We start from the raw sequence: 23,126 nt of genomic DNA, 5'->3' as shown, positions 1-23,126 counted from the left end.
GAGCCAGGATCAAACTCTCCGATAAAAGTTTGAATAGCTCTTTTTGTAACGATAATCGTTACGGTAAATCTAGAATTAACGTTGACGTATTGTCTTGTTTTGTTCAGTTTTCAAGGTTCGATTTGTTGAGTAGCTCTCTCTTGAGCACCTCTTAAATATAACATTTTTCATCATAAAGCGTCAAGCTTTTTTTGAAATTTGTTTTTCATGTCGTTTTGGCGACAAGGAATATAATAGCACCTTTTCTATTAAAGAGTCAATACTATTTTAAAGTTTTTTTAAAAAGAATGTTTCGCCCCTATTTCTATAAATGAAAACAGCCATACCCTTTCTCTCATTATCAGTGGGTATGGCTGCTTGATCACTTAGCGTTTCTGATATACTTTTCTCCTTTTTCAGGGAACACATTGATTGTGGCGAGCCAATCCCATACAAGCTCGTGGGGTTTCTGTCCGAGGATGCCCGTGATGATGGTGGTGGTTGATAGTTTGTTTACCGGGAGGCTTTTGGTCATATAGGTGTGATGGGTATGGAGATCTTTCAGGATGACACATTCGTCTGCAAAAGCAGTGACTCGGAACATGCCATCTATTGTATTACTATACTTCTCCAGGGATTGTTCCCATCGTTTTTGGTCTCCTTCATAATCCCAATCTGATTGATGGAATCGCGGATAGTCTTTTAGGAATAAATGGTTGAGGAGGGCTTCGCATTTTTTCAGAATCGGTGTTCCTTCTATAATGTAATCTTCGACTAAATTCGTGAAGGAGGTACCTTTCCGTTTATCAAGCCAGCGAACAAAGGTCCTTAATTGAAGAAGGAATGTTTCTGTGTAGTTCTTTTCCGGAATGATTTTTGTGTAATGCGGGAGGTAAGCAAAGATTAGTTCTTCCCAGAAGGAGGCGGGGCATTCTTCCCAGGATGAGGGACAATCGTCTTCAAGGTGGTCTGTCATATAGTGGGAAAGTGTTTGGAGAAATTCATTTCTTTTCTTGTTGGCCTTTTGTTCCTTTTTGTAGGCGATGAAATCTTGTCCGTAGAATAGCATCAATCCTCGATGCCTCATATTGAATTCCTGACTGATTTTTAAATTTTCGAGGAAATCCGTGTGTTCTCCGGGTCCTGAGAATTCCTGCAGCCAAATTCTTGTGTTGGCATCTTCATGAACGATTCTTCCTTTCATCAATAAACCACCAGCTTTCTTTAGTTTTTAGTAGAATGATCGGGAACATACGAGAGGGAGGATAGAATTATGCGGGGTCTATCCATATTATACCAATACCCTTTTAAAAAGGATAGCTTTTTTATAGAGGAAGATACAGATTGATCATAGAAGAGTATTAAATGAGAACTGACGATGGAGGGATTGGAATGGAAGAAATTAAACACGCCATACAGGATGGATACCCCGATGAATTCTCATGGTGCTATGGGTGCGGTCGTTTAAATGAAGATGGGCATCATTTCCGCACGGGGATCGATGGAGAGCAGACAGTGACAATTTACAGGCCGAAACCGGAACATACAGCCGTGCCGGGGTTCGTGTATGGGGGATTGATTGCCTCATTGATCGATTGCCACGGAACCGGATCGGCTGCCATTGCGCTTCACCGGCTGAATGGCGGGCAGCCAGGGGACGGTCAGGAACCTCCGCGCTTTGTCACCGCCTCCCTGCACGTTGACTTTATGAAACCTACTCCTCACGGGGTACCGCTTAAAGCAGTAGGGACGGTCGAGATGATCCACCCGAAGAAATTCAAGGTGTTGACTGAAGTGTTGGCAGAAGGAGAGGTATGTGCCAAGGGTGAGGTTGTGGCCGTTGTGATGCCGGAGACGTTTTTGAATAACGCTAAATAGAAACGATTCGCGGCTATCTCCATGATGGCCGCGGATTTTTTTAATTTCACTTATCGAGTAAGAATGCCCTCATCAATCGTTCCGCCGCTTTCTCAAGCAAAGTTGAAGCGTTTTTCATTGCCTCGTTGAGCGTCATAGGGGAGTCTACGATCGGAAAGACAAGGGAAACCCCTTCTGATGAAAGTTTCTCGATGCTACCTTCACTTTTACCGGTGAATGCAACGACTGGTATATGATGTTCCCTAGCGATCCTCCCGACCCCCACAGGCACTTTCCCATATAAGGATTGTGCATCCACCTTCCCTTCTCCGGTCAATACGAGTGATGCCCCTTTCATTTCATCATGAAGACCGCTCAACTGTGCAATCAGGCTGAATCCGCTCTGAAATGAAGGATTGAAGAAACTGTGCAGGGCAAAGCCAAAGCCTCCAGCAGCGCCACTCCCTTCAGATGCACGCCGGCCTTTTCCTGTATGCTTCTCTACTATTTGGGCAAAGTGCTCCATCCTTTTTTCAAAAACAGCTAGCTGCGCCTCCGTGACACCCTTTTGAGGGCCAAAGACACGGATGGCCCCTTCTTCTCCCAATAGCGGATTTGTGACATCCGATGCGACCACCCATTCCATCTGACGGAGCCGATGCTCGATTCCTGAAGAATCAATCGTATGGATGGCCCCTAAAACATTTCCTCCTCCAGCGAGTTCCAGTCCGGCCTCATCGAAGAAACGCACCCCCAGCGCCCTAAGGAAGCCTGTGCCCCCATCAACCGTGGCACTCCCTCCCAGTCCAAGAATGATTCTTTCTGCACCTAGTTCCAGCGCATATTGTACCTGCTGACCCGTCCCATAGGTAGATGATTCATCAGGGTTTAACTCATGATCTTTTAATAGAGGAAGACCGGATGCAGCCGCTGTTTCAATCACCGCGGTTTTGGTTTCAGGGATCCACCCGAACACTGCTGATATATCCCTTCCAAGCGGGTCGAGAACATTACGTTCCAGTATCTCCCCACCAAGGATACTCACGATCGATTCGACCGTTCCCTCCCCGCCGTCCGCCATCGGGATCACTGACAGTTGAGGTGAGGTAACCGCACGTTCAATCCCCCTCTGTATGGCCTTCGAAGCTTCTAGACTTGTCATGGAACCTTTGAAAGAATCCGGGGCGATGATGATTTTCACTTTATGACCACCTTCCTATGTATATCCTTATCTACTATTATCTTAGACATCCTCGGGATAAATCCTGTTTGGAAAATAAAAAAACAGCAGCCCTTCACTATAAGGCTGCTGCTTTCTTTCCTGCTTTTCTACACAATCCACATCTGGATCACCGTCAACCCCACCACTCCAGGAATGCCAAGGATCCCGGAAATGGAAGAGGTCGCCAGGTTGATCGGGACATGGATGCCGTACTGGCTGCCGAAGGCGTTAAGGAAGAATAAAAATAACGCTCCGATCATGACCTTCATGGCGACTTGTCCGACAAATCGCAGCGGTTTGATAGGTGCACCTGTAGCTAACAGAAGGACGATGAGTCCGCTTAAGACAGATATTACGATTACCGGGTTCATACCCTCTCTCCTCTCAACATAGGACATTAATACTCTCTTATTGAAAGGATATGAAGGTTGTCTACCTTTTTATGACGATCTTTCTATGTTTCGCTTCTCTGAATAAGAAAAAATATTTTGCTTCGGCAATCTTTGAAGAGCAGTGGAGGTTGAGATTGTAATCCACACTCATTTCATCGATGCTTCGTTGCTGGTTCCAATGCTCCTTCGCTGCTTCCAGCGATTCAAGGAGGGCTTGATCATATTCTCGTTTGAGTTTCCCTTTTTTCCGGAAAAACATAGATGCTCTCTCCCTTTTAAACGTCTCTTCTTCCTTCAAGGGCTTTTGACAATGTGACTTCATCTGCATATTCAAGGTCTCCGCCAACAGGCAGACCGTGTGCGATCCGCGTGATGCGGATCCCGGATGGCTTGACGAGCCTCGAGATATACATGGCGGTCGCTTCGCCTTCGATATTGGGGTTTGTGGCGAGGATCACTTCCTGCACCTCGTCACTTTGAAGGCGTTTGATCAGGTCGGGTACATTGATGTCTTCAGGTCCGATTCCATCCATAGGGGAGATCGCACCGTGAAGGACATGATATAGACCGTTATATTCCTTCATCTTCTCCATCGCAATGACATCTTTCGGATCCTGGACCACACAGACGATGCTTCGGTCTCTTCGCTGATCTTCACAGATATAGCAAGGGTCCTGGTCCGTAATGTGTCCGCATACGGAACAATAGCTTAGATTACGTTTTGCGTTCACCAATGCTTTCGCAAAGTCGAGTACCGTATCTTCTTTCATACTAAGTACAAAAAAAGCCAGTCGGGCCGCCGTTTTCGGCCCGATGCCTGGCAATTTCATAAAGCTGTCGATCAGCTTTGATATAGGCTCAGGATAATGCATGATATTGCCTCCTAGAACATTCCCGGTAGGTTCATTCCTTTAGTGAATTGACCCATCGTTGAGTTCGTTAATTCGTCTGCCTTCTTAAGGGCATCGTTTGTTGCAGCAAGCACAAGATCCTGAAGCATATCGATATCGTCCGGATCTACTACTTCTTCATTGATCTTCACATCAAGGACTTGCTTGTGGCCTGAAACGATGACCGTTACCATACCGCCGCCTGCCGTTCCTTCGATTTGCTTTTCACCAAGCTCCTCTTGTGCTTCCGCCATTTTCTTTTGCATTTTTTGCATCTGCTTCATCATATTTTGCATATTACCCATTCCACGCATAGTCTCATGACCTCCATTTATTTTAATAAAAGTTGTTTCATCAATCGTTGATTTCGACCAGGTCGCCGGCAATCTTCTCGGCTTCCGAAAGAAGCGTATCCTCTTCCCGCTTCTCTCCATCCGGGCTGCCGTCCACTGTGTCTGACTGTGAATTCCGGATGAACTCTTCCCTCAGCGGAAGCCACTGATCTTCCGGTATCCCGATCGGGGTGTAACTGCTACCCGTGAGCTCCTGAAGGATCGTATCCATCGCTGTAAGGAAAGCCTGGTTCTCCATCGCCATCTGACAGTGAATATCATATTTGAATTTTAACACAAAAGAACCATCCGTCGCTGCCACCGGTTCTGCATCATTCAACAGGGCGGCCTGCGATCTCATCTGACGCTGGTTCAAGGTTTCCATCATATCTCCCCAACGGCTTTTGATGAGTCCGAGATCTTCTTTGGTGGCATTCTTGAGTACTTCCTGAATCTGTCCGACTGGTGCCCGGAAGCCCTTCTTCGCGCGCACCGGCTTTTTAGCCGGCTGGGCGGCAGGTTCCGACTGCACCTTCACGCCGTTTGCCTTCAGCTGTTGGATTTCCTTCTCGAGCACCTGGATTTTCTTCATCATCTCGCCGACTTCAGGTGAAGACGCAGCACTTCTTGGTGCTTCCAGCTGACAGAGCTTCACGATCGATACTTCCAGATAGATACGGGCGTGATTCGTGAATTTCATTTCCTGCCCGGCTCCGTTCAACACATCGATATATTGATAAATCTGCTCTGGCTGTGTCCGCTGGGCCAGCTCCTTGAATTCTTCATCGAGCATGACCCTCTCCATCGATTCCTCGAGGTTCGGAGCCGTTTGATAGAGTAGCATATCCCTGAAATATAGGATAAAGTCTTCTGCAAACCGGGCAGGATCCTTTCCTTGGAAAAGAAGCTCTTCCAGTGCACCGAGGCCTTTGGAGACATCCCTTTCAAGAATCGCCTTTGCCAGTGTATTCAGATGACCTTGTGACACGGCGCCTGTCACCGTCAAGGCATCATCGACCGTCACAATATCCTGACTGAAGGAGATCGCTTGATCGAGTAAGCTCAGTGCATCACGCATCCCGCCTTCAGCCGCTCTTGCGATGACCGCCAGCGCATTTTCTTCGAAGTTCACACCGGATTCTGTCGCGATATGGCTCATCCGGCCCACGATATCCATCGCTGTGATCCGCTTGAAATCAAAGCGTTGACAACGGGAGATGATCGTAAGCGGGATCTTGTGTGGCTCCGTTGTCGCCAATATGAAGATGACGTGCTTCGGAGGCTCCTCCAATGTCTTCAGGAGGGCGTTGAATGCCCCGATGGAAAGCATATGAACCTCATCGATGATATAGACTTTATAATCCACCACGTTCGGTGAATACTTCACCTTATCGCGGATATCACGTATTTCCTCTACTCCATTATTGGAAGCAGCATCGATTTCAATCACATCAGGGATGGACCCATCCGTGATCCCCTTACAAGCGTCACATTCGTTACAAGGTTCGGCAACCGGAGAACGTTCACAGTTGACCGCTTTGGCCAGGATCTTCGCCGCACTCGTCTTCCCGGTTCCCCGCGGTCCCGAGAATAAGTACGCATGTGAAATTTTATTGTGAAGGAGAGCATTTTGCAGGGTTTTCGTGACATGCTGCTGCCCGACGACATCCACAAATGACTGCGGACGCCACACACGATATAATGCTTGATATGCCAAAATACTCCCCCCTCTTGATTTATGTATGCTTCATTTAATCGTTCCACACCATTTCAGCCTGTCTGTCCGGCCAAATGGTTCATTATATGATCCTACTTATTATAACGTAATTTCAAGCAGGATTACAAAGAAAACCGGGGGTGGATTTCAAAACAAAATCACCCAAACAAAAAGCCCATCCTGATCGAGGATGAGCTGTTGTATATGTATGAAACTGCCGTGCACCTTCCGTCGACAAGCAACCATAGGCGTTACTCAAGCAGTTAGCTCGGCCCAGGCAACCCTGCGGCACATGGGAGCTTCCACTTAATGCTGCTTCCTTCCGGACCTGACATGGTTCATGGATTCCCATTGCGCAGGACCCAGGCGTCAACACCACTTACTTGAGGCAGGCCCTACAGTATGCAAGCCTCGGAAAGGAATTCGGCCTCGCTGGAGCGGATTGCGAGTACAGGGCACCGCTACCTCCCCGCCTAGCACGGCAAAATTGATACCAAATATTAAGTTGCGTCATCAGCGACGCAAGATTAAGTATACTAGGGTTTACGTTAAAAAGCAATGGTTTGCCGCTGTAAGTTATTTACAACGGTGATGATTGATTCCTTTTCTCTGCTTTCTTCCTTGCTCTTAGCTCCTTGAAAAAATCGGATAGAATCGTTCCGCATTCATCTTCCAGCACTCCGCTGACCACGTTGCACTGATGATTGAACCGGCTGTCATCAAGCAGATTCATCAGCGTCCCGGCGCATCCCGCCTTCGGATCCCGAGCCCCGTATACCACTTTGTCGATCCGGGATAGGATGATGGCCCCACTGCACATCGGACATGGCTCTAGCGTAACATAAAGCTCCGCCCCCTCCAATCTCCAGGTACCCGCCTGTTCGCACGCCTTTTGAATGGCGATCGTTTCGGCATGGGTGATCGCATTCTGAGTCGTTTCCCTTAAATTGTAGCCACGGCCGATGATTTCGTCGCCCATCACCACGACCGCACCAATCGGCACTTCATTGATGCTTTTTGCTTTTTCCGCTTCTTTCAGTGCTTCCATCATATAATACTCTTCTCTTTTATCCATATTGAACTCCTCGTCCTAGATTCCTTCTTTTTATTTTATAAAATTTCACCAAACATTCCAAACTATGATTGAAAGGGGCTTATACAATGATACCTAACGATACCGCTCTCCTTGTGATTGATATCCTGAATCCATTTGATTTTTCCTACGGAGAGACCCTTGCACAACATACAAGGGAGATTGTGAAACCGATCAACGAATTGCGCACATACTGTGAAGCGAATGGACATCCCGTCATCTATATCAATGATCACTATGAACTATGGAAGGCTGATTTAGAACTGATTTATGAAAAATGCAGCAATGGGAAGAGTGCAGACATCATGAATCTTCTGCGCCCATCCGAAGACGATTATTTCCTTATCAAGCCAAAGCACTCCGCCTTCTACGGAACGGCACTCAATACCCTTCTTCATCACCTGTCGATCAAGAATATCATCCTGACGGGGATTGCCGGGAATATATGCGTCCTGTTCACGGCAAACGATGCCTACATGAGGGAGTTCACTTTATTCGTACCAAAAGACGCGATTGCATCCGTCAGTGAAGAAGACAACCATTATGCGCTGACGATGATGAAAAATGTGTTGAAGGCAAATATCGATGATACGGGTAAGCTGTTAGGGGAGTGAGTTTGTTGGGTGGGTGATGAGCGGGGCGATTTTTAGCCTGGCTCAGCTTTTAGGGATTGAGCCTGGCTCAAAACAAAGGAATCGTGCCTGGCTCAATTCGACCCTTTTGTGCCTGGCACCCCCCACAAGTACCGAATGCACCGATCCCTCCGTATCAAAATACCCGGAATATCCGCCCTCCCCTCGTCATAGGCTGATTATAGTGATGATAAAGGGAGGGCCAAAACATGCAAATTCATGTTGTACAGAGAAATCAATCATTATTCGGCATTGCTCAGGCGTATGGGTCGACCGTTAAAGATATAGTGGAAGCCAACGAGCTTCCGAATCCGGATAATCTCGTGATCGGACAATCACTCGTCATTCCGATCGTCGGCAGTTTTTATTATGTGCAACCGGGAGATAGCCTGTGGGGGATCAGTCAGAAAGTCGGTGTCCCTTATCAGGAACTCGCAAAGATCAACAATATTTCACCCAATTATCCTCTTCAGGTGAACCAGCGATTGTATATCACGCAAAAACCGAAAGTACGTGCAGAATTCAACGGGTACGTTGAGCCATACGGGAAAGAAGTGTCACCTAATTTAGAAGAAGGGGCCAAGGAAGCCGCTCCTTACCTGACATATCTTGCCCCGTTCAGTTTCCAGGCAAAACGGGATGGGACCTTGAAAGAGCCTCCCCTCGGAAATCTTTTGCAGACTGGTAAGGATAACGGGAATGTCATGATGATGGCCATCACGAACCAAGAGGAAGGAAAGTTCAGTGATGAGCTCGGGCGCATTCTCTTAACGAATCAGGCCATCCAGGATAAATTCCTCGAGAATATCGTCAAGACCGCCAAGAAGTATGGATTCCGGGACATCCATTTTGACTTTGAATATTTACGCCCTCAGGATAAGGAGGCATATAACACATTCCTCCGTAAAGCGAAGCGCCGTTTCAACCAGGAAGGCTGGCTCTTGTCGACCGCCCTCGCCCCGAAAACGAGCGCAGACCAAAAAGGGAAGTGGTACGAAGCCCACGATTATAAAGCCCATGGGGAAATTGTGGATTTTGTAGTCATCATGACGTACGAATGGGGGTATAGTGGAGGGCCGGCGATGGCCGTATCCCCGATCGGACCGGTGCGTGAGGTGATTGAATATGCCCTGACCGAGATGCCTGCCTCAAAAATCATGATGGGCCAGAATCTTTATGGCTACGACTGGACCCTCCCGTTCAAGCCCGGCACAACCGCCAAGGCCATCAGTCCGCAGCAGGCCATCAAAATCGCTGCAGACAACAACGTGAGCATAAAATACGATAAAAAAGCCGAAGCCCCGTTCTTCAATTACACAAAGGACGGCAAGAATCATGAGGTCTGGTTCGAGGATGCACGGAGCATCCAAGCGAAATTCGACCTGATGAAAGAATTGAAGCTCAGGGGTATGAGTTATTGGAAACTCGGCTTATCGTTCCCTCAGAACTGGCTGTTGATCACGGACAATTTCAACGTTGTGAAGAGATAAAGCCTTCAGCCGTTCACATGAAAACCGGGGTGCTAGAAGAGCAACTACAAAGGTGTCACTTGCGGAATAAAGAGAGTAGCCAATCCCATTTATCTTTCGGTCTTTGGATCGCTTCCTCTAGTCGCTTGTTGTAGTCTTCTTGCGAGCGCCATTGCCTTTGCTGCTCTTCTCGCAACTTCTGGATTTCACTCTGTAAATATTCGTTCTTTTCTCGTTCCTCTTCGATCATGGTTTCATATTGGCTTTTTTGCTGTTCCGATAATTGATCGATTTTACGTTGAGTCTTCTGCGCTGAGTTCGAGATGTTTGAACTTAGATCATGGTGATCCTGCTTGAGCCTCGTGAACTGGGTCTTCAGCTGATTCATTTCATTCATCACGGCGGCACTCATTTCGCGTGAAGCAGCCACCTCATTGGCAAGGTATGATAGAATTTCTTTTAACTGATCCGGATCACTCGGTAACTGATGATATGTATCGACTGGCGATATGTCAGTAGTGTTCGTTCCTTTTAGCCTTTCCTTTTGTGCATCGGCAAGGACTTTCGCTGTATCGTCAAGTGGATTGTCCGTATCGCGAAGCGCTATAAGCGCATCGATATCGGATTGAACAAAGATCCTCCGATCACCCTCTTTTAAGAACTCATAGCCATTCCTCTCAAGGATCTGACCGTACTTCCTGACGGTAGGGGTCGCAATCCCTGCTATTTCAGACGCTTCCTTGGATGTGAAAGATCGTTCATACGGTTGTATATCGTTTCGCATATCACACCTCCGTTTTTATTATAAAGTAACGGGTATTGGACTGAGTTTCAAGAGCCATATCACCCAGCGATATGATGGAATCAACCGAATACCATCGATCATACGTATCGCCTGGCGATATACCCTCTATTAAACATACCATCTCTTCCCATAATTGCCGACATTTATTTTCACAAAAAATCGAACCAGGATTACAAGACAAAAAATGACGATTATTTCCCTGAAAATACACTCTTCGATCCCACCAGCGGAATGCGAGGTAATCAAAGTTAAACTACATAAAGATAAATAGAATCCGGCAGATAGGTAAATCTATAATCACCTATCTGCCGGATTTTTTATACTAGAAAAGGAATGGTCCTTTCCGGATCAAGATAAAGGTCGAATTTTGTCTGATAATCCAAATAACCTGAACAAACCATCCATATATTGTGTTACAATTAGTCCTGTCGTTATTTTATTCATACGCTAATAATACACATAGATAGTCGTAATACGAGGAGGACATGAAATGGGGAGAATTCCTTTCATCACGGTAGAAGGCCCGATTGGAGTAGGAAAGACTTCTCTGGCTAAAGCGATTTCCGATCACTACCGCTTCCATTTACTAAGAGAAATCGTCGATGAAAACCCGTTTTTAGATAAGTTTTATGATGATATTGAAGAATGGAGTTTTCAAACGGAGATGTTTTTCTTATGCAATCGATACAAGCAGCTTGAGGATATCGAGAAGCACTATATCTCACAGCAGAAGCCGGTTGTGGCGGATTATCACATCTTGAAGAATATCATCTTCGCCAAACGCACATTGAAGAATGAGCAGCAATACAACAAATACCTGAACATCTATGATATCCTGACAGCCGATATGCCAAGACCCAATGTGGTGATTTACTTGAACGCCAGCTTGGATACGCTGCTGAAACGCATTGAAAAGAGGGGCAGGGACTTCGAGAAGAAAATCAGTCCTCTTTATTTGAAGCAATTATCATTGGATTATGAAGAATATATGAACACCTTTGAAGAAACTCACCCGGACATCCCAGTTCTTCGCTTCAATGGCGACCACATTGACTTCGTTCAACATCAAGACGATTTGGACACGATTCTGACTCAATTAGACACTACATTAAAAAAAGGAGTTCACTATCATGAATCTTCGCAATAAATACGGCATCCCGAGTAATGCTGTCATTACGATTGCCGGAACGGTAGGTGTCGGGAAATCCACGATGACAAACGGATTGGCGAATGCCCTGGGATTCCGTACATCATTTGAAAAGGTCGACACCAATCCTTATTTGGATAAATTCTATAAAGACTTCAAAAGCTGGAGCTTCCACCTGCAGGTATACTTCCTGGCAGAACGCTTCAAGGAACAAAAGAAAATCTTCGAATACGGCGGAGGGTTCATCCAGGACCGGTCAATTTATGAAGATACAGGCATATTCGCCAAGATGCATCACGAAAAAGGCAATATGTCCGATATCGATTACGAAACATATACAAGCCTGTTCGACGCCATGGTCATGACACCATACTTCCCTCACCCAGACCTTCTCATTTACCTGGAAGGATCACTTGATAACGTCATCGACCGCATTCGCGAGCGCGGCCGTCCGATGGAGCAGCAAACGCCGATCGAATATTGGGAAGAAATGCATCAACGCTACGAAAACTGGATCAATTCCTTCAATGCTTGCCCGGTACTCCGCTTGGATATCAGTGAATACGACCTGATCAACAATCAGGACTCCATCGAGCCAATCGTTGAACGAATCGGATACTTCATCGAACAAACAAGAATGCTGAAAAGCTAATAATGAAAAAGAGGTGCAGCCTATGTGATGGCTGCACCTCTTTTTTTTGAACATGTAAGTACCTGTTTACACTAACCTGGTGAAAGGTATATATAGAAGAAGATACCGTATAAGGGAGTTGAATAATCATGGTGGCAAAAGATACGTACTATGTCGATATAAGCAGTGGGGACGTTGTACCCCATGCCGAAGAAGCGAGAAGTGTAAGCTTTCAAATAAAAGCCACTCCGGAAGAAGTAAGCAAACTAAAAGCACTGTTCCAGGCCAACGACGAAGACGATATGTCCACGTTCAACAGGGCCCAAATTCCATTCCGCCAATACCATAACGACCCAGAAAACACCCGATATGACCACTCCATGCAAAAAATCTACAGCATGATCCACCAACTAGGAACCCTGGAAACCCGCAGGAACATCGAAGAAATGGGCGTCCTTAACCCCACTCATCAATCAAATTCGAGGAAGGATATTGAGAATTTGAAGTAATAAATGAAAGAAAATCCGAACGAGATATTGAATATTTGAATTCAATATTGTTCGGATTTTCTGGTAGATGCAAAGTCATTCCAGCTTTTGATTGGAGTGCAAGGCGAAGACTCCTGCAGGAAAAGTAGCTTGTATGAGACCCCGCAGGAGCGCAAGCGACGAGGAGGCTCACGGGTCACCCGCGGAAAGCGAAGTCTTGCAAGGAAATCAAAAGCGGCGTTAAAGAGTGTTCAAAATACTTCAACCTAAATCTTACTATTATCAAACTATTTTCAATATATAAAAATCTACAGAAACCAAAAAAATTCGTTACATCTCCAGTAACGAATTTAACAATCTCCAATTTATGCGCAATGGTTATAAATAAATCAATGGCGGAGGAAGAGGGATTCGAACCCCCGCGGGCTTTAACACCCCTGTCGGTTTTCAAGACCGATCCCTTCAGCCGGACTTGGGTATTCCTCCGTATCGACAAGAATTATAATACCATGGTGAGAATGGAGAGTCAAGCACTTTTCATAAAAAAATTGAAAGGTATCCGGAAGGCGAACCGGATACCTCTTTTAGCCTTATTATTTAATTACTTCTGCCCCACCCATATAAGGACGAAGGGCTTCAGGTACAATCACAGAACCGTCTTCCTGCTGGTAATTTTCCAAGATGGCAGCAACGGTACGGCCGATCGCAAGTCCAGATCCGTTCAATGTATGAACATGTTCCGGTTTCGCATTTGCTTCCCTTCTGAAACGGATGTTCGCACGTCTCGCCTGGAAGCTCTCGAAGTTACTGCAAGAAGAGATCTCGCGGTATGTTCCGTAGCTTGGGATCCAAACTTCGATATCGTACTTCTTCGCTGCCGTGAAACCTAAGTCAGCTGTACACATTGATAAGACTCGGTAAGGAAGTCCAAGCAGTTGAAGAACTTTCTCCGCATGTCCCGTCAGTTTCTCCAGTTCATCATAAGAATCCTCTGGTTTAACAAAGCGGACAAGCTCGACTTTATTGAATTGGTGCTGACGGATCAGCCCTCTTGTATCGCGTCCGGCAGATCCCGCTTCAGAACGGAAGTTAGCGCTGTAAGCGACATAGCTGATCGGCAGCTCTTCTCCCTTGATGATTTCATCACGGTGATAGTTCGTAACAGGTACTTCCGCTGTCGGAACAAGGAAATAATCTTCACTTTCAATACGGAAAGCATCTTCCTCGAACTTAGGAAGCTGCCCCGTTCCAGTCATGCTTGCACGATTCACAAGGAATGGCGGGATCATTTCTGTATACCCATGCTCATCCATGTGAAGGTCCATCATGAAGTTGAGTAACGCACGTTCAAGTCTTGCACCAAGCCCTTTGTAGAATACGAAGCGGCTTCCTGTTACTTTCCCTGCACGTTCGAAATCAAGGATATCAAGTCCCGTAGCAATATCCCAGTGAGGCTTTGCTTCGAAATCGAACTCGCGGATCTCGCCCCATTTGCGCGCTTCGATGTTGTCATCCTCTGTTTCACCTACTGGAACAGACTCATGAGGGATGTTCGGGATAGACATCAGGATTCTTTCAAGTTCTTCTTCGATGCCTTTCAGCTCATCATCAAGCTTCTTGACCATCCCACCGACTTCACGCATTTCAACGATCATGTCCTCTGCATCCTGCTTCTCTTTTTTCATCTGCGCAATTTTCTGAGATACTTCATTACGCTTGCTCTTCAGGTTTTCACTTTTAACAAGAAGTTCCCTTCTTCTCTTATCAAGTTCCTCGAACTTATCAAAGTCCTCAAGGTCTTCGCCGCGGTGCTGCAGGCGGCTTTTTACTTCTTCTAAATTGGCACGTAAGTATTTGATGTCTAACATGCTTTTTTCCTCCTTTGATTTATATAATGTGTGTCGTAAACGATGACAGGAAATACGGGAAAAATAAAAAACCCCCATCCCTGTAAAAGGGACGGAGGTTTCCGCGTTGCCACCCTAATTGAAAACAACCATGTTGTCTTCCTCTTAGAGATGGTAACGGAATCACCGGAAATACCTACTGATAGGTTCAATATTTCACTCAAGGATGGATTCATCAAGATCCTGCACCGGTTCTCACCAACCACCGGCTCTCTTACAGCAAGGACTCTTCACTACTAGTTCCTGTCGACGTTTTAAATTTAATTCATCATGGTTATTTCATAATCTACTACAATGTTTTCCATTTTGCAATAGGTTTATGCGAATGTTTTTTCTAAAAGAGATTCCTAAAAAAATGTAGAACGTTCCTTTCAGCTGCAGGCACATGATTCCCGGGGGAGGAAGTCGAGCCTCCTCTTCGCTGCGCTCCTGCGGGGACTCGACCTTTCCTCTATATCCCGCCGGAGTCAAGTGCCTTCCGCTCAAATCCACTCTTAGTTTTAAAAGTAGTGAGAACGAACAAACTTTGCAAAAAGATTAAGAAATGACTTTTTCCTTTGACTCTTTCACCATCTCGATGAAGAATGCAGTCAGGCGGTGGTCGTCTGTTAGTTCTGGGTGGAATGAGCAACCCAGGAATTGACCGTGGCGTGCAAGTACGATGCGTTCGTTGTGCTTGGCAAGGATCTCAACGTCCTCTCCAGCTTCCACGATATGTGGGGCACGGATGAACACAGCGTTGAAATGTTCACCCACATGGGCAATATTCAGATCGGCTTCGAAGCTTTCCTTTTGACGACCAAAGGAATTACGCTCGACCGTGACGTCCATGACGCCGAGATGCGGCTCATCATAGCCGACAATCTTATTTGCCAATAGAATAAGTCCTGCACACGTACCAAATACCGGTTTCCCGCTGTCTGCAAATTCCCTCAATGGTTCCAAGAATCCATAACGGTCGATCAGTCGGCGCATGGTCGTACTCTCTCCGCCAGGCATGATCAATCCGTCCAGTTCATCCAGCTGCTCCACACGCTTGACGACCACCGCTTCGGCATTGCATGCCTCAATCGATCGTACGTGCTCCCTGACTGCGCCCTGAAGTCCTAATACACCTATTTTCATCATCGTCAACCTCTTACCAGCCGCGATCTTGCATACGCTGTTCAGGAAGGATAGAAGAGATCTCTACACCTTTCATTGCTACACCAAGTTCCTTGGACAGCTCAGCAATCAATTTATAATCTTGGTAGTGAGTCGTTGCTTCCACGATCGCTCTAGCAAATTTTTCAGGGTTTTCCGATTTGAAGATACCAGAACCGACGAATACACCATCAGCTCCAAGTTCCATCATAAGAGCCGCATCCGCTGGAGTCGCGATTCCACCAGCAGCAAAGTTTACAACTGGTAAACGACCGTTTTCTTTAATTTCTAACAATAGTTCATATGGAGCGCCCAAAAGCTTTGCTTCCGTCATGATTTCATCTGTGCTCATGCTGACAAGCTTACGGACTTGTGCGTTTACTTTACGCATATGACGTACCGCTTCTACAATGTTACCCGTTCCAGGTTCACCTTTTGTACGAAGCATGGACGCACCTTCACCGATACGGCGTGCCGCTTCACCTAAATCACGGCATCCGCATACGAAAGGAACCGTGAAATCTTTTTTATTTAAGTGGTACTCTTCATCTGCAGGCGTCAATACTTCACTTTCATCAAGGTAGTCGACACCCATTGATTCAAGTACTCTTGCTTCAACGATATGTCCGATACGCGCTTTCGCCATGACCGGGATCGTAACAGCTCCCATTACTTCTTCAATGATGCGAGGGTCTGCCATTCTTGCTACTCCACCAGCAGCACGGATGTCAGCTGGAACTCGTTCTAAAGCCATTACCGCAACTGCACCTGCAGCTTCAGCAATCTTTGCCTGCTCTGCGTTGACAACGTCCATGATGACGCCGCCCTTTTGCATTTCAGCCATACCTCTTTTTACACGATCTGTACCAGTGTTCATTTATGTATCCCCCTTATATTTATCCTATGCCTGTCCTAACTCCTTAGTAAAATACTCTATAAATACCGCTGTTAATTTCCGTGGAAGACGTCGCTTTCCGCGGGTAGCCCGTGAGCCTCCTCGTCGCTCTCGCTCCTGCGGATAGAACTGCATAGGCAGCTCAATCAGCCCCGACAAGCATAAGATGGATCGGCCGGGAAGGCGTTCTTTGCCTTCTTGGACCATTTAGCTTATGACCTCGAGGGGCTAAGTTGCCGGAGCTAGACATGTCTCACATTAGCTACACTTCCCGCAGGAGTCTTCGTCTTCCACTCCAATCAACAGCTGTAACTGCTTCATAGAAGATTTTCAGGAATATTATGACTAAAACAATCGGAATGATGATAATGCCCTACTGCTAAATAAACAATAAAAACTATGTTATGTCAAGACGAAAAGCGGAAGGGCTTTGGTCAGAGGCGGGTGCCATAAGACGAATCGGACTAAGAAGGCGTCCTTTGCCTTTCTGGCCGATTTGGCTTATGGCATGTGCCTCTAAGCCCTGGAGCTGGACATGACGAAAAGCGGAGGCGGCTTGGTCAGAGGCGACAAGCATAAGATGAGAATACCGGAAAGGCGTTCTTTGCCTTTTTGGTATTCTTAGCTTATGACCTCGAGCCTCTAGCCGCCGGAGCTGGACATGACGAAAAGCGGAAGGGCTTTGGTCATACTTTGAAAGTATCCCCCGCATTCCCATAGACATTCCATTATAAAAATGACCCCAGGCCATTGATCGGCCTGGAGTCATGATATTAAATTAGAACCAGCCTTTGACAGTGGATGTCACGGAGCCCCAAATGTCTCCGAAGAATCCGCCGATCGCTCTCATCGATAGGACGAACCAGTTCGCTTTCTCGACGCCTTCGACCGTCACGACAGATGATTTGGATGCATTGGATCCTTTGTCTGTCAGGTAGCCAAGATCGTTTTTATCTTTAGATTCCATTGTGACATAACCGACTTTCTCACCTTTTTTAATCGGTGCAGTCAGTTTACCATCTTCATTCAGCTTTTTCTTATCGACAACAAACTTAGGCTTGTACTGATCTTCTTCACCGTTTTTCACGACCATGTTCAGTGCAGATTCTGATTTGATGCCAACTTCTTTTTCTTTCCCTTTTACGACAGGGAGTGTTTTTTGACCTTTGATTTTGTAATCAGCAGGAAGTACTTCTTCTACCGTGAAGTTATTGAATGCGTAATCCATCATTTTTCTTGTTTCGGCAAAACGGGCGTCATAAGAGTTTTCACCAGGCTCTACCTGAACATCCATGACCACTGTGATGAATCTCATGCCATCTCGCTCAGCCGTTCCTGTGAAACAAGCACCGGCGAAGTCGGTCGTTCCTGTTTTCAAACCGTCCATGCCATCATATTCCCTGATCAATCCTTTAAGCATCCAGTTCCAGTTCTTCATCAAGAATTGGTCTTCAGTGCCTTCTGCGAACATTTTCTTAGCGATACTGGACGTCTCAAGGACTTCCGGATAGTCATTGATCAATCGATATGCCAGTGTAGCAATGTCTTTCGCTGATACGACGTTCTCTTCTTCAGCGCCGCCGACAACCTGATCAACATAAGGAGCCAAGTCTTTATTATTCAAACCTGACGAGTTTACAAATTTATAGTTTTCCAACCCGAGCTCTTCCGCTTTTTTATTCATCAGTTTGACAAAATTAGCTTCGGAGCCGGCAATCGTTTCCGCAATGGCCATTGCAGAGGCATTGGCAGAATAGATCGCCATGGATTCATATAAGTCTCTGATCGTATAAGTCCCTTCTTCACGAAGTGAAACGTTACTTAAAGATGTGTTATGAGACATTTTTGAGATATTGGTAGGAACCGTGTATTTCTGATCCCATTTCACTTTGCCTTCTTCAACCGCTTCAAGCAGGAGGTACTCTGTCATCATCTTTGTCATACTTGCAATCCCAAGAGCCGTCTCGGAATTTTTTTCATACAAGATTTTACCTGTACTTGCTTCTACAAGAATCGCAGCATTTGCGTTAACGTCTAAATCCCCTTGAGCACTTGCAGGTTTTTGCACCATGCTCATTGCCATTAAAAATACCAAGAAACAAACAAAAGATTTTTGAATCCAACTTCTTTTCACTTTTAGCCCTCCAAGTTTTTATGTACACCTTCGTTATTTTATCATAGTTCGAAAGGTAAGAATAGACAGAGAATATTCCTAGTTTTGGCATGGGACAAGGGACTTGCGGCATCGGATTGAACCGGTTCCCAGATAAGTCTCCCGACCGAAATAAAAAAAGCCGGCGATGTGTTTCGCCGGCTTTTTCACTCATTTTTATGATAATGAATAGTTAGGTGCTTCCTTCGTGATTTGTACATCATGCGGATGGCTTTCACGAAGACCCGCTCCCGTCATACGGATGAACTGGGCATTTTCTCTTAATTCATAAAGATCTTTTGTACCGCAATATCCCATACCGGAACGAAGTCCGCCGATCAGCTGATACAATGTATCTGCAAGTGGCCCTTTGTAAGGGATGCGGCCTTCGATGCCTTCAGGAACGAATTTCTTCGCATCTTCCTGGAAGTAACGGTCTTTTGAACCTTTTTCCATTGAGCTGAGTGACCCCATACCGCGGTATACTTTAAAACGTCTGCCTTGGAAGATTTCTGTTTCTCCAGGGCTTTCTGAAGTTCCTGCAAGCAAGCTTCCAAGCATGACTGCATGTCCGCCTGATGCAAGGGCCTTGACGATATCACCCGAGAACTTGATACCACCATCTGCGATGATTGATTTTCCATGCTTCCTGGCTTCTGTTGCACAATCGTAAATCGCTGTGATCTGAGGTACACCGACACCTGCGACAACACGTGTTGTACAGATGGAACCAGGTCCGATTCCCACCTTCACGACATCTGCCCCTGCTTCAATCAGTTCCCTTGTCGCTTCGGCCGTCGCCACGTTACCTGCGATGATGTTCAGTTCAGGATAAGCATCACGTATCTCCCTCACAGTGGAAAGAACACCGGCTGAATGGCCGTGTGCCGTATCAATGACGATGGCGTCGACATTTGCTTTTACAAGCTGTTCAACGCGCATAGCTGTATCAGAAGAAACACCGACAGCAGCTCCCACCAATAAACGGCCTTGCCTATCTTTAGCAGAGTTCGGGAACTCGATGACTTTCTCGATATCCTTGATCGTGATCAGACCTTTCAGTACACCTTCCTGGTCGATCAATGGCAGCTTTTCAATCTTGTGTTTTTGAAGGATTTTTTCCGCTTCATCTAGGGTTGTGCCAACTGGAGCCGTCACCAGGTTATCCTGGGTCATGACATCTGAAATCTGAATCGAGAAATCCTGGATGAAACGCAAATCGCGATTTGTCAGGATCCCGACCAATTTCTGCTCCTCTTCATTGTTCACAATCGGAACACCGGAAATTCTATATTTGCCCATCAAGTGTTCGGCAGCAAATACTTGATGCTCAGGCGTAAGGAAGAATGGATCAGAGATGACTCCACTTTCCGAGCGCTTTACTTTATCAACCTGCTCAGCTTGCTGTTCGATACTCATGTTCTTATGGATGATACCAAGTCCGCCTTGACGTGCCATCGCAATGGCCATTTCTGCTTCTGTCACCGTATCCATACCGGCACTGATGACTGGAACATTCAACTTGATCGTGTCTGTCAGCTCAACTGAAATACTTACATCTTTCGGCAATACCTCAGACTTTGCAGGTACGAGTAAAACATCATCAAACGTTAAACCTTCTTTAGCAAATTTAGATTCCCACATATTTTTCGGCCTCCCTAGTCCCAAAATATTATTAGTAGGTTATCAATTGGTTAAAATACTGTCAAGAACATCAGAATTAGTTTAATTTTTCTGAATAGTTAGAGGGTGATTAATTGGAAAGCACGCAACCATATCGGGACTTCATTCACTACTTTCAATCAGCTGAATATTCCCAGAAGTTTCTAAGAAGATGTTATGAACAAACAGGGTTTCAACAAGCCGAGACAAAGAGCTATGACAATTGCTATCCATTCATGTATTACCTCGAACAAGGGGAGTTGTATTATAAGCAGGCACTGCAATCCCCATTGTCTCTGCAGCCTATCTTATTATTTTACGGATACATCCATTTTATTAAGGCGGTGGTGCTGACCGAGGACCCTTTATATCCTGAAACCACCCAGGTGCTAGCACATGGCGTGACGTCAAGGAAACGGAAGAAGCAGCATTATCATTTCCTTCAGGATGAAGTGAAAGTCCAAAAGAACGGCTTATTTTCACATTTTTCATCCCTTATTTTCGATGCGAAACACATCATCGGTGAAAAACTAAAGATGGAAGATTTACTGGTACAATTGCCGGAGTTGGAAGAGGTTTTTCAAGTTCTGTTGAAAAGGGACACAATGCTTTGGTTCAACGAAAAGAATGAACTCGAGATCAATGATGAGGTACTGGATCGTTATCATATGTCACGTGACTTATTTACACACTATCTGAATGAGAAACTGCCTCCTCTTGCACAATGGACAAAAGAAAACATCCTGCACGTAGCAGACATGAGCGAGCAGCTCCCCATCAGATGGGATGGGAATCAGAACCGCCTCGCCCTTCCCATCAGCCGGAATGAAGCGAACGGATTCCCTGAAGTCCTCATCCACTATGCCGTTCTATACAACCTAAGCATGATTGCCCGATATGAAACGGAGTGGTGGGTCGAACTATTGAAGAACCGGACAAACGAAGACTACCCCATCATCCGGTCCTTCCTGGATGTGACGACCCGTAAAGCGCCTTACTTATTACTCGATATTCTAAAGAAAAAAATGTAGTGGAAAGAGGATGGACCGTGCCTTACTCCCTCCTCTTTCGTTACCCATTCAACAATTTCTTGATATCATCCTCGATCTTCCGCGGATTGGTCTGCGGTGAATAACGGTCAAACACTTCCCCATTCCGGTCAACGAGGAATTTCGTGAAATTCCATTTTATATCCGAAACCAATAACCCCTTCTTCTCACTAGTCAAAAACTTAAACAACGGATGGGCTTCCTTGCCTTTTACATCCGTTTTCTTGAACATAGGGAACGACACCCCATAGTTCAACTGACAGAATTCAATGATCTCTTCCTGCTGATCAAACTCCTGGTTCATGAATTGATCACATGGAAACCCAAGAACGACTAACCCTTCCTGCTCGTATTCCTCATACAGACCCTGAAGCTCCTTGAATTGAGGCGTGAAGCCGCACTTGCTTGCCGTATTCACAATCATCATCACTTTCCCTTTGTATTCAGCCAGCGATGTTTCTTCTCCATTCGATTTTGTCACTGGAATCTCATATATGGATGTCATTACGTTTCCTCCCTGTTTTACGGTTCTTACTTTAAATGATACTAAGGAGAGGGTGAGAAGGCAATTTTGGAGCTTTTGTGAGGGGTGTAGATGGGAAGGGTAGCTGTGGGGCGTGTAATGAATGTGAGGCTTTTTAAGTACAATACAGTGGGTTTATTAAAGTTGGGCTAATTTACGGTTTGGTTTGAAGAGTGGGATTGGGGGAGTATGTTTCTATAACAATCATCATTCACCGGATTGAGATCGGGATGATGGTTGAGTTGCGGTTGTTCGGGGTCGTGTCGGGTATCGGGGTGGTGAGAACCGGGACAGAGGCTGGTTTTGATAATATATTTTGATTTTTGATAATAAAGTTTCCGGTTTCGATAATTAATCCGCTATTTTCGATAATAAGTCCTTCAGTTTTGATAATAAATCGCCCATAATACGGCAAAGGGTATAGGTTTGGATGTACTTTTAAAGTGGATGAAAGGCGCTTTAAGTAAAAAACAGAGGGTTTTTATTTAAAAAAGACAAATTAACGGGCTTAAAGCGAGTGTTTTAGTGGGCTTGGATGAGTATGAATCCTTAATCAGTTAACACTCAGGATCGGAATGGTCGTTGATCGAGGTGGTGGCAGGTATCGGGGTAGTGAAAACCGGGACAAAGGCGGGTTTTGATAATATATTTTGATTTTTGATAATAAAGTTTCCGGTTTCGATAATTAATCCGCTATTTTCGATAATAAGTCCTTCAGTTTTGATAATAAATCATCCGTAATACAATAAGGGGTATAGGTTTAAACGTAATTTTAAGATGGATGAAAGGCGCTTCAAGTAAAAAACGGAGGGTTTTATTTAAAAAAGACAAATTAATGGGCTAATAATGAAGAAAAGTGGATGTTTTTAGTGGGATTGGATGAAGATGATCCCACATCAGCCTCCACACCATCATCCTCTACCATGAACCACGAAACCATCATGCCAACACCACATCATCTCACCCCACCAACCACATCCTCAAACAACAAAAAAACAGCCCCCAAAAGAGCTGCTTTTTCCATTTGCCTGGCGACGTCCTACTCTCACAGGGGGAGAGCCCCCAACTACCATCGGCGCTGAAGAGCTTAACTTCCGTGTTCGGCATGGGAACGGGTGTGACCTCTTCGCCATTATCACCA

22 protein-coding genes, 1 tRNA gene, 1 rRNA gene, 1 other RNA gene and 1 other annotated feature are annotated in these 23,126 nt (G+C 45.6%); of the genes, 7 read left to right on the top strand and 18 right to left on the bottom strand.

Annotated elements, in window-relative coordinates; translation table 11 throughout:
* Positions 1-361 precede the first annotated feature (361 nt).
* Positions 362-1,183, bottom strand: coding sequence for a hypothetical protein (locus tag LCM10_RS20430; protein ID WP_224878437.1), 822 nt, complete (start codon positions 1,181-1,183; stop codon positions 362-364).
* A 188-nt stretch (positions 1,184-1,371) separates the two neighbouring features.
* Between LCM10_RS20430 and LCM10_RS20425 the strand changes: the two genes are divergently transcribed.
* Complete coding sequence (locus LCM10_RS20425) at positions 1,372-1,857, top strand: PaaI family thioesterase (protein WP_224878435.1); 486 nt, start codon at positions 1,372-1,374, stop codon at positions 1,855-1,857.
* A 46-nt stretch (positions 1,858-1,903) separates the two neighbouring features.
* On the opposite strand, the gene LCM10_RS20420 is transcribed toward LCM10_RS20425, so the two are convergent.
* The 8 genes from LCM10_RS20420 to tadA all read right to left on the bottom strand — a co-directional run bounded on the left by LCM10_RS20420 (position 1,904) and on the right by tadA (position 7,464).
* Positions 1,904-3,037, bottom strand: coding sequence for a glycerate kinase (locus LCM10_RS20420; RefSeq protein WP_224878433.1), 1,134 nt, complete (start codon positions 3,035-3,037; stop codon positions 1,904-1,906).
* 128 nt (positions 3,038-3,165) lie between these two features.
* Positions 3,166-3,429, bottom strand: a complete 264-nt coding sequence (locus tag LCM10_RS20415; RefSeq protein ID WP_224878431.1) for a pro-sigmaK processing inhibitor BofA family protein — start codon at positions 3,427-3,429, stop codon at positions 3,166-3,168.
* 61 nt (positions 3,430-3,490) lie between these two features.
* A complete protein-coding gene (locus LCM10_RS20410) occupies positions 3,491-3,709 on the bottom strand; it encodes a YaaL family protein (RefSeq protein WP_224878429.1) in 219 nt (72 codons plus the stop codon).
* 16 nt (positions 3,710-3,725) lie between these two features.
* Positions 3,726-4,322, bottom strand: a complete 597-nt coding sequence (gene recR / locus LCM10_RS20405) for a recombination mediator RecR (RefSeq protein WP_175989796.1) — start codon at positions 4,320-4,322, stop codon at positions 3,726-3,728.
* A gap of 11 nt (positions 4,323-4,333) precedes the next feature.
* Complete coding sequence (locus LCM10_RS20400) at positions 4,334-4,654, bottom strand: YbaB/EbfC family nucleoid-associated protein (RefSeq protein ID WP_224878427.1); 321 nt, start codon at positions 4,652-4,654, stop codon at positions 4,334-4,336.
* A gap of 40 nt (positions 4,655-4,694) precedes the next feature.
* Positions 4,695-6,389, bottom strand: a complete 1,695-nt coding sequence (gene dnaX, locus LCM10_RS20395) for a DNA polymerase III subunit gamma/tau (RefSeq protein ID WP_224878426.1) — start codon at positions 6,387-6,389, stop codon at positions 4,695-4,697.
* Positions 6,390-6,606: 217 nt separating this feature from the next.
* Positions 6,607-6,871: signal recognition particle sRNA large type (gene ffs, locus LCM10_RS20390), an RNA gene on the bottom strand.
* A 98-nt stretch (positions 6,872-6,969) separates the two neighbouring features.
* Positions 6,970-7,464, bottom strand: coding sequence for a tRNA adenosine(34) deaminase TadA (tadA, locus tag LCM10_RS20385; RefSeq protein WP_224878424.1), 495 nt, complete (start codon positions 7,462-7,464; stop codon positions 6,970-6,972).
* 86 nt (positions 7,465-7,550) lie between these two features.
* Here tadA and LCM10_RS20380 point away from each other — a divergent pair, with 86 nt between their 5' ends.
* Both LCM10_RS20380 and LCM10_RS20375 read left to right on the top strand, forming a co-directional pair.
* A complete protein-coding gene (locus tag LCM10_RS20380) occupies positions 7,551-8,096 on the top strand; it encodes an isochorismatase family cysteine hydrolase (protein WP_224878421.1) in 546 nt (181 codons plus the stop codon).
* A gap of 227 nt (positions 8,097-8,323) precedes the next feature.
* Entirely contained in the window at positions 8,324-9,604 is a 1,281-nt protein-coding gene (locus LCM10_RS20375) for a glycosyl hydrolase family 18 protein (protein ID WP_224878419.1), read from the top strand.
* A 55-nt stretch (positions 9,605-9,659) separates the two neighbouring features.
* Here the strand turns inward: LCM10_RS20375 and LCM10_RS20370 are convergent, their stop codons facing one another.
* The gene (locus tag LCM10_RS20370) at positions 9,660-10,367 is read right to left on the bottom strand and encodes a hypothetical protein (RefSeq protein ID WP_224878417.1); all 708 of its coding nucleotides are present in this window, start codon (positions 10,365-10,367) and stop codon (positions 9,660-9,662) included.
* A gap of 511 nt (positions 10,368-10,878) precedes the next feature.
* Between LCM10_RS20370 and LCM10_RS20365 the strand changes: the two genes are divergently transcribed.
* From LCM10_RS20365 to LCM10_RS20355, 3 genes are all read left to right on the top strand, one after another.
* Positions 10,879-11,535 carry a deoxynucleoside kinase gene (locus tag LCM10_RS20365; protein ID WP_224878415.1) on the top strand — a complete coding sequence of 219 codons (657 nt, stop codon included), beginning with the start codon at positions 10,879-10,881 and terminating at the stop codon, positions 11,533-11,535.
* Positions 11,519-12,187 (top strand): deoxynucleoside kinase, encoded by a 669-nt coding sequence (locus LCM10_RS20360; RefSeq protein WP_224878413.1) that lies wholly within the window; start codon positions 11,519-11,521, stop codon positions 12,185-12,187. The genes LCM10_RS20365 and LCM10_RS20360 overlap by 17 nt, the downstream gene beginning before the upstream one ends.
* 128 nt (positions 12,188-12,315) lie before the next feature.
* On the top strand, positions 12,316-12,675 hold the full coding sequence (locus tag LCM10_RS20355; protein WP_224878411.1) for a hypothetical protein: 360 nt from the start codon (positions 12,316-12,318) through the stop codon (positions 12,673-12,675).
* A 372-nt stretch (positions 12,676-13,047) separates the two neighbouring features.
* Here LCM10_RS20355 and LCM10_RS20350 read toward each other — a convergent pair.
* From LCM10_RS20350 to guaB, 6 genes are all read right to left on the bottom strand, one after another.
* Positions 13,048-13,140: transfer RNA gene (locus LCM10_RS20350), tRNA-Ser, on the bottom strand.
* Between the two features lie 107 nt (positions 13,141-13,247).
* Entirely contained in the window at positions 13,248-14,522 is a 1,275-nt protein-coding gene (gene serS / locus LCM10_RS20345; protein ID WP_224878409.1) for a serine--tRNA ligase, read from the bottom strand.
* Between the two features lie 84 nt (positions 14,523-14,606).
* Positions 14,607-14,820, bottom strand: a binding site (T-box leader).
* Between the two features lie 278 nt (positions 14,821-15,098).
* Positions 15,099-15,689 carry a pyridoxal 5'-phosphate synthase glutaminase subunit PdxT gene (gene pdxT / locus LCM10_RS20340; protein WP_224878407.1) on the bottom strand — a complete coding sequence of 197 codons (591 nt, stop codon included), beginning with the start codon at positions 15,687-15,689 and terminating at the stop codon, positions 15,099-15,101.
* A 10-nt stretch (positions 15,690-15,699) separates the two neighbouring features.
* Complete coding sequence (gene pdxS, locus LCM10_RS20335; protein ID WP_224878405.1) at positions 15,700-16,581, bottom strand: pyridoxal 5'-phosphate synthase lyase subunit PdxS; 882 nt, start codon at positions 16,579-16,581, stop codon at positions 15,700-15,702.
* Between the two features lie 796 nt (positions 16,582-17,377).
* Complete coding sequence (locus tag LCM10_RS20330; RefSeq protein WP_224878403.1) at positions 17,378-18,733, bottom strand: D-alanyl-D-alanine carboxypeptidase family protein; 1,356 nt, start codon at positions 18,731-18,733, stop codon at positions 17,378-17,380.
* A 195-nt stretch (positions 18,734-18,928) separates the two neighbouring features.
* Positions 18,929-20,395, bottom strand: a complete 1,467-nt coding sequence (gene guaB / locus LCM10_RS20325; protein ID WP_224878401.1) for an IMP dehydrogenase — start codon at positions 20,393-20,395, stop codon at positions 18,929-18,931.
* A gap of 113 nt (positions 20,396-20,508) precedes the next feature.
* Between guaB and LCM10_RS20320 the strand changes: the two genes are divergently transcribed.
* Positions 20,509-21,444, top strand: coding sequence for a YaaC family protein (locus LCM10_RS20320; RefSeq protein WP_224878400.1), 936 nt, complete (start codon positions 20,509-20,511; stop codon positions 21,442-21,444).
* 40 nt (positions 21,445-21,484) lie between these two features.
* Here the strand turns inward: LCM10_RS20320 and LCM10_RS20315 are convergent, their stop codons facing one another.
* Positions 21,485-21,967 carry a glutathione peroxidase gene (locus tag LCM10_RS20315; protein WP_224878398.1) on the bottom strand — a complete coding sequence of 161 codons (483 nt, stop codon included), beginning with the start codon at positions 21,965-21,967 and terminating at the stop codon, positions 21,485-21,487.
* Positions 21,968-23,011: 1,044 nt separating this feature from the next.
* Positions 23,012-23,126 (bottom strand): 5S ribosomal RNA (gene rrf, locus LCM10_RS20310); the annotation flags it as partial.

The organism is Rossellomorea aquimaris, assembly GCF_020171925.1.
In the GTDB taxonomy this organism is placed as follows: Bacteria; Bacillota; Bacilli; order Bacillales; family Bacillaceae_B; genus Rossellomorea; species Rossellomorea aquimaris_F.
This window is presented reverse-complemented; position numbering and strand designations above follow the sequence as displayed.

Bases quoted from the DNA above. Each gene is read 5' to 3' on its own strand.
- LCM10_RS20355 (WP_224878411.1), top strand. From the start codon at position 12,316: ATGGTGGCAAAAGATACGTACTATGTCGATATAAGCAGTGGGGACGTT.
- LCM10_RS20425 (WP_224878435.1), top strand. From the start codon at position 1,372: ATGGAAGAAATTAAACACGCCATACAGGATGGATACCCCGATGAATTC.
- recR (WP_175989796.1), bottom strand. From the start codon at position 4,322: ATGCATTATCCTGAGCCTATATCAAAGCTGATCGACAGCTTTATGAAA.
- LCM10_RS20315 (WP_224878398.1), bottom strand. From the start codon at position 21,967: ATGACATCCATATATGAGATTCCAGTGACAAAATCGAATGGAGAAGAA.
- tadA (WP_224878424.1), bottom strand. From the start codon at position 7,464: ATGGATAAAAGAGAAGAGTATTATATGATGGAAGCACTGAAAGAAGCG.
- LCM10_RS20430 (WP_224878437.1), bottom strand. From the start codon at position 1,183: ATGAAAGGAAGAATCGTTCATGAAGATGCCAACACAAGAATTTGGCTG.
- LCM10_RS20370 (WP_224878417.1), bottom strand. From the start codon at position 10,367: ATGCGAAACGATATACAACCGTATGAACGATCTTTCACATCCAAGGAA.
- guaB (WP_224878401.1), bottom strand. From the start codon at position 20,395: ATGTGGGAATCTAAATTTGCTAAAGAAGGTTTAACGTTTGATGATGTT.
- LCM10_RS20380 (WP_224878421.1), top strand. From the start codon at position 7,551: ATGATACCTAACGATACCGCTCTCCTTGTGATTGATATCCTGAATCCA.
- LCM10_RS20415 (WP_224878431.1), bottom strand. From the start codon at position 3,429: ATGAACCCGGTAATCGTAATATCTGTCTTAAGCGGACTCATCGTCCTT.
- LCM10_RS20375 (WP_224878419.1), top strand. From the start codon at position 8,324: ATGCAAATTCATGTTGTACAGAGAAATCAATCATTATTCGGCATTGCT.
- LCM10_RS20365 (WP_224878415.1), top strand. From the start codon at position 10,879: ATGGGGAGAATTCCTTTCATCACGGTAGAAGGCCCGATTGGAGTAGGA.
- serS (WP_224878409.1), bottom strand. From the start codon at position 14,522: ATGTTAGACATCAAATACTTACGTGCCAATTTAGAAGAAGTAAAAAGC.
- LCM10_RS20410 (WP_224878429.1), bottom strand. From the start codon at position 3,709: ATGTTTTTCCGGAAAAAAGGGAAACTCAAACGAGAATATGATCAAGCC.
- LCM10_RS20400 (WP_224878427.1), bottom strand. From the start codon at position 4,654: ATGCGTGGAATGGGTAATATGCAAAATATGATGAAGCAGATGCAAAAA.
- pdxS (WP_224878405.1), bottom strand. From the start codon at position 16,581: ATGAACACTGGTACAGATCGTGTAAAAAGAGGTATGGCTGAAATGCAA.
- LCM10_RS20360 (WP_224878413.1), top strand. From the start codon at position 11,519: ATGAATCTTCGCAATAAATACGGCATCCCGAGTAATGCTGTCATTACG.
- pdxT (WP_224878407.1), bottom strand. From the start codon at position 15,689: ATGATGAAAATAGGTGTATTAGGACTTCAGGGCGCAGTCAGGGAGCAC.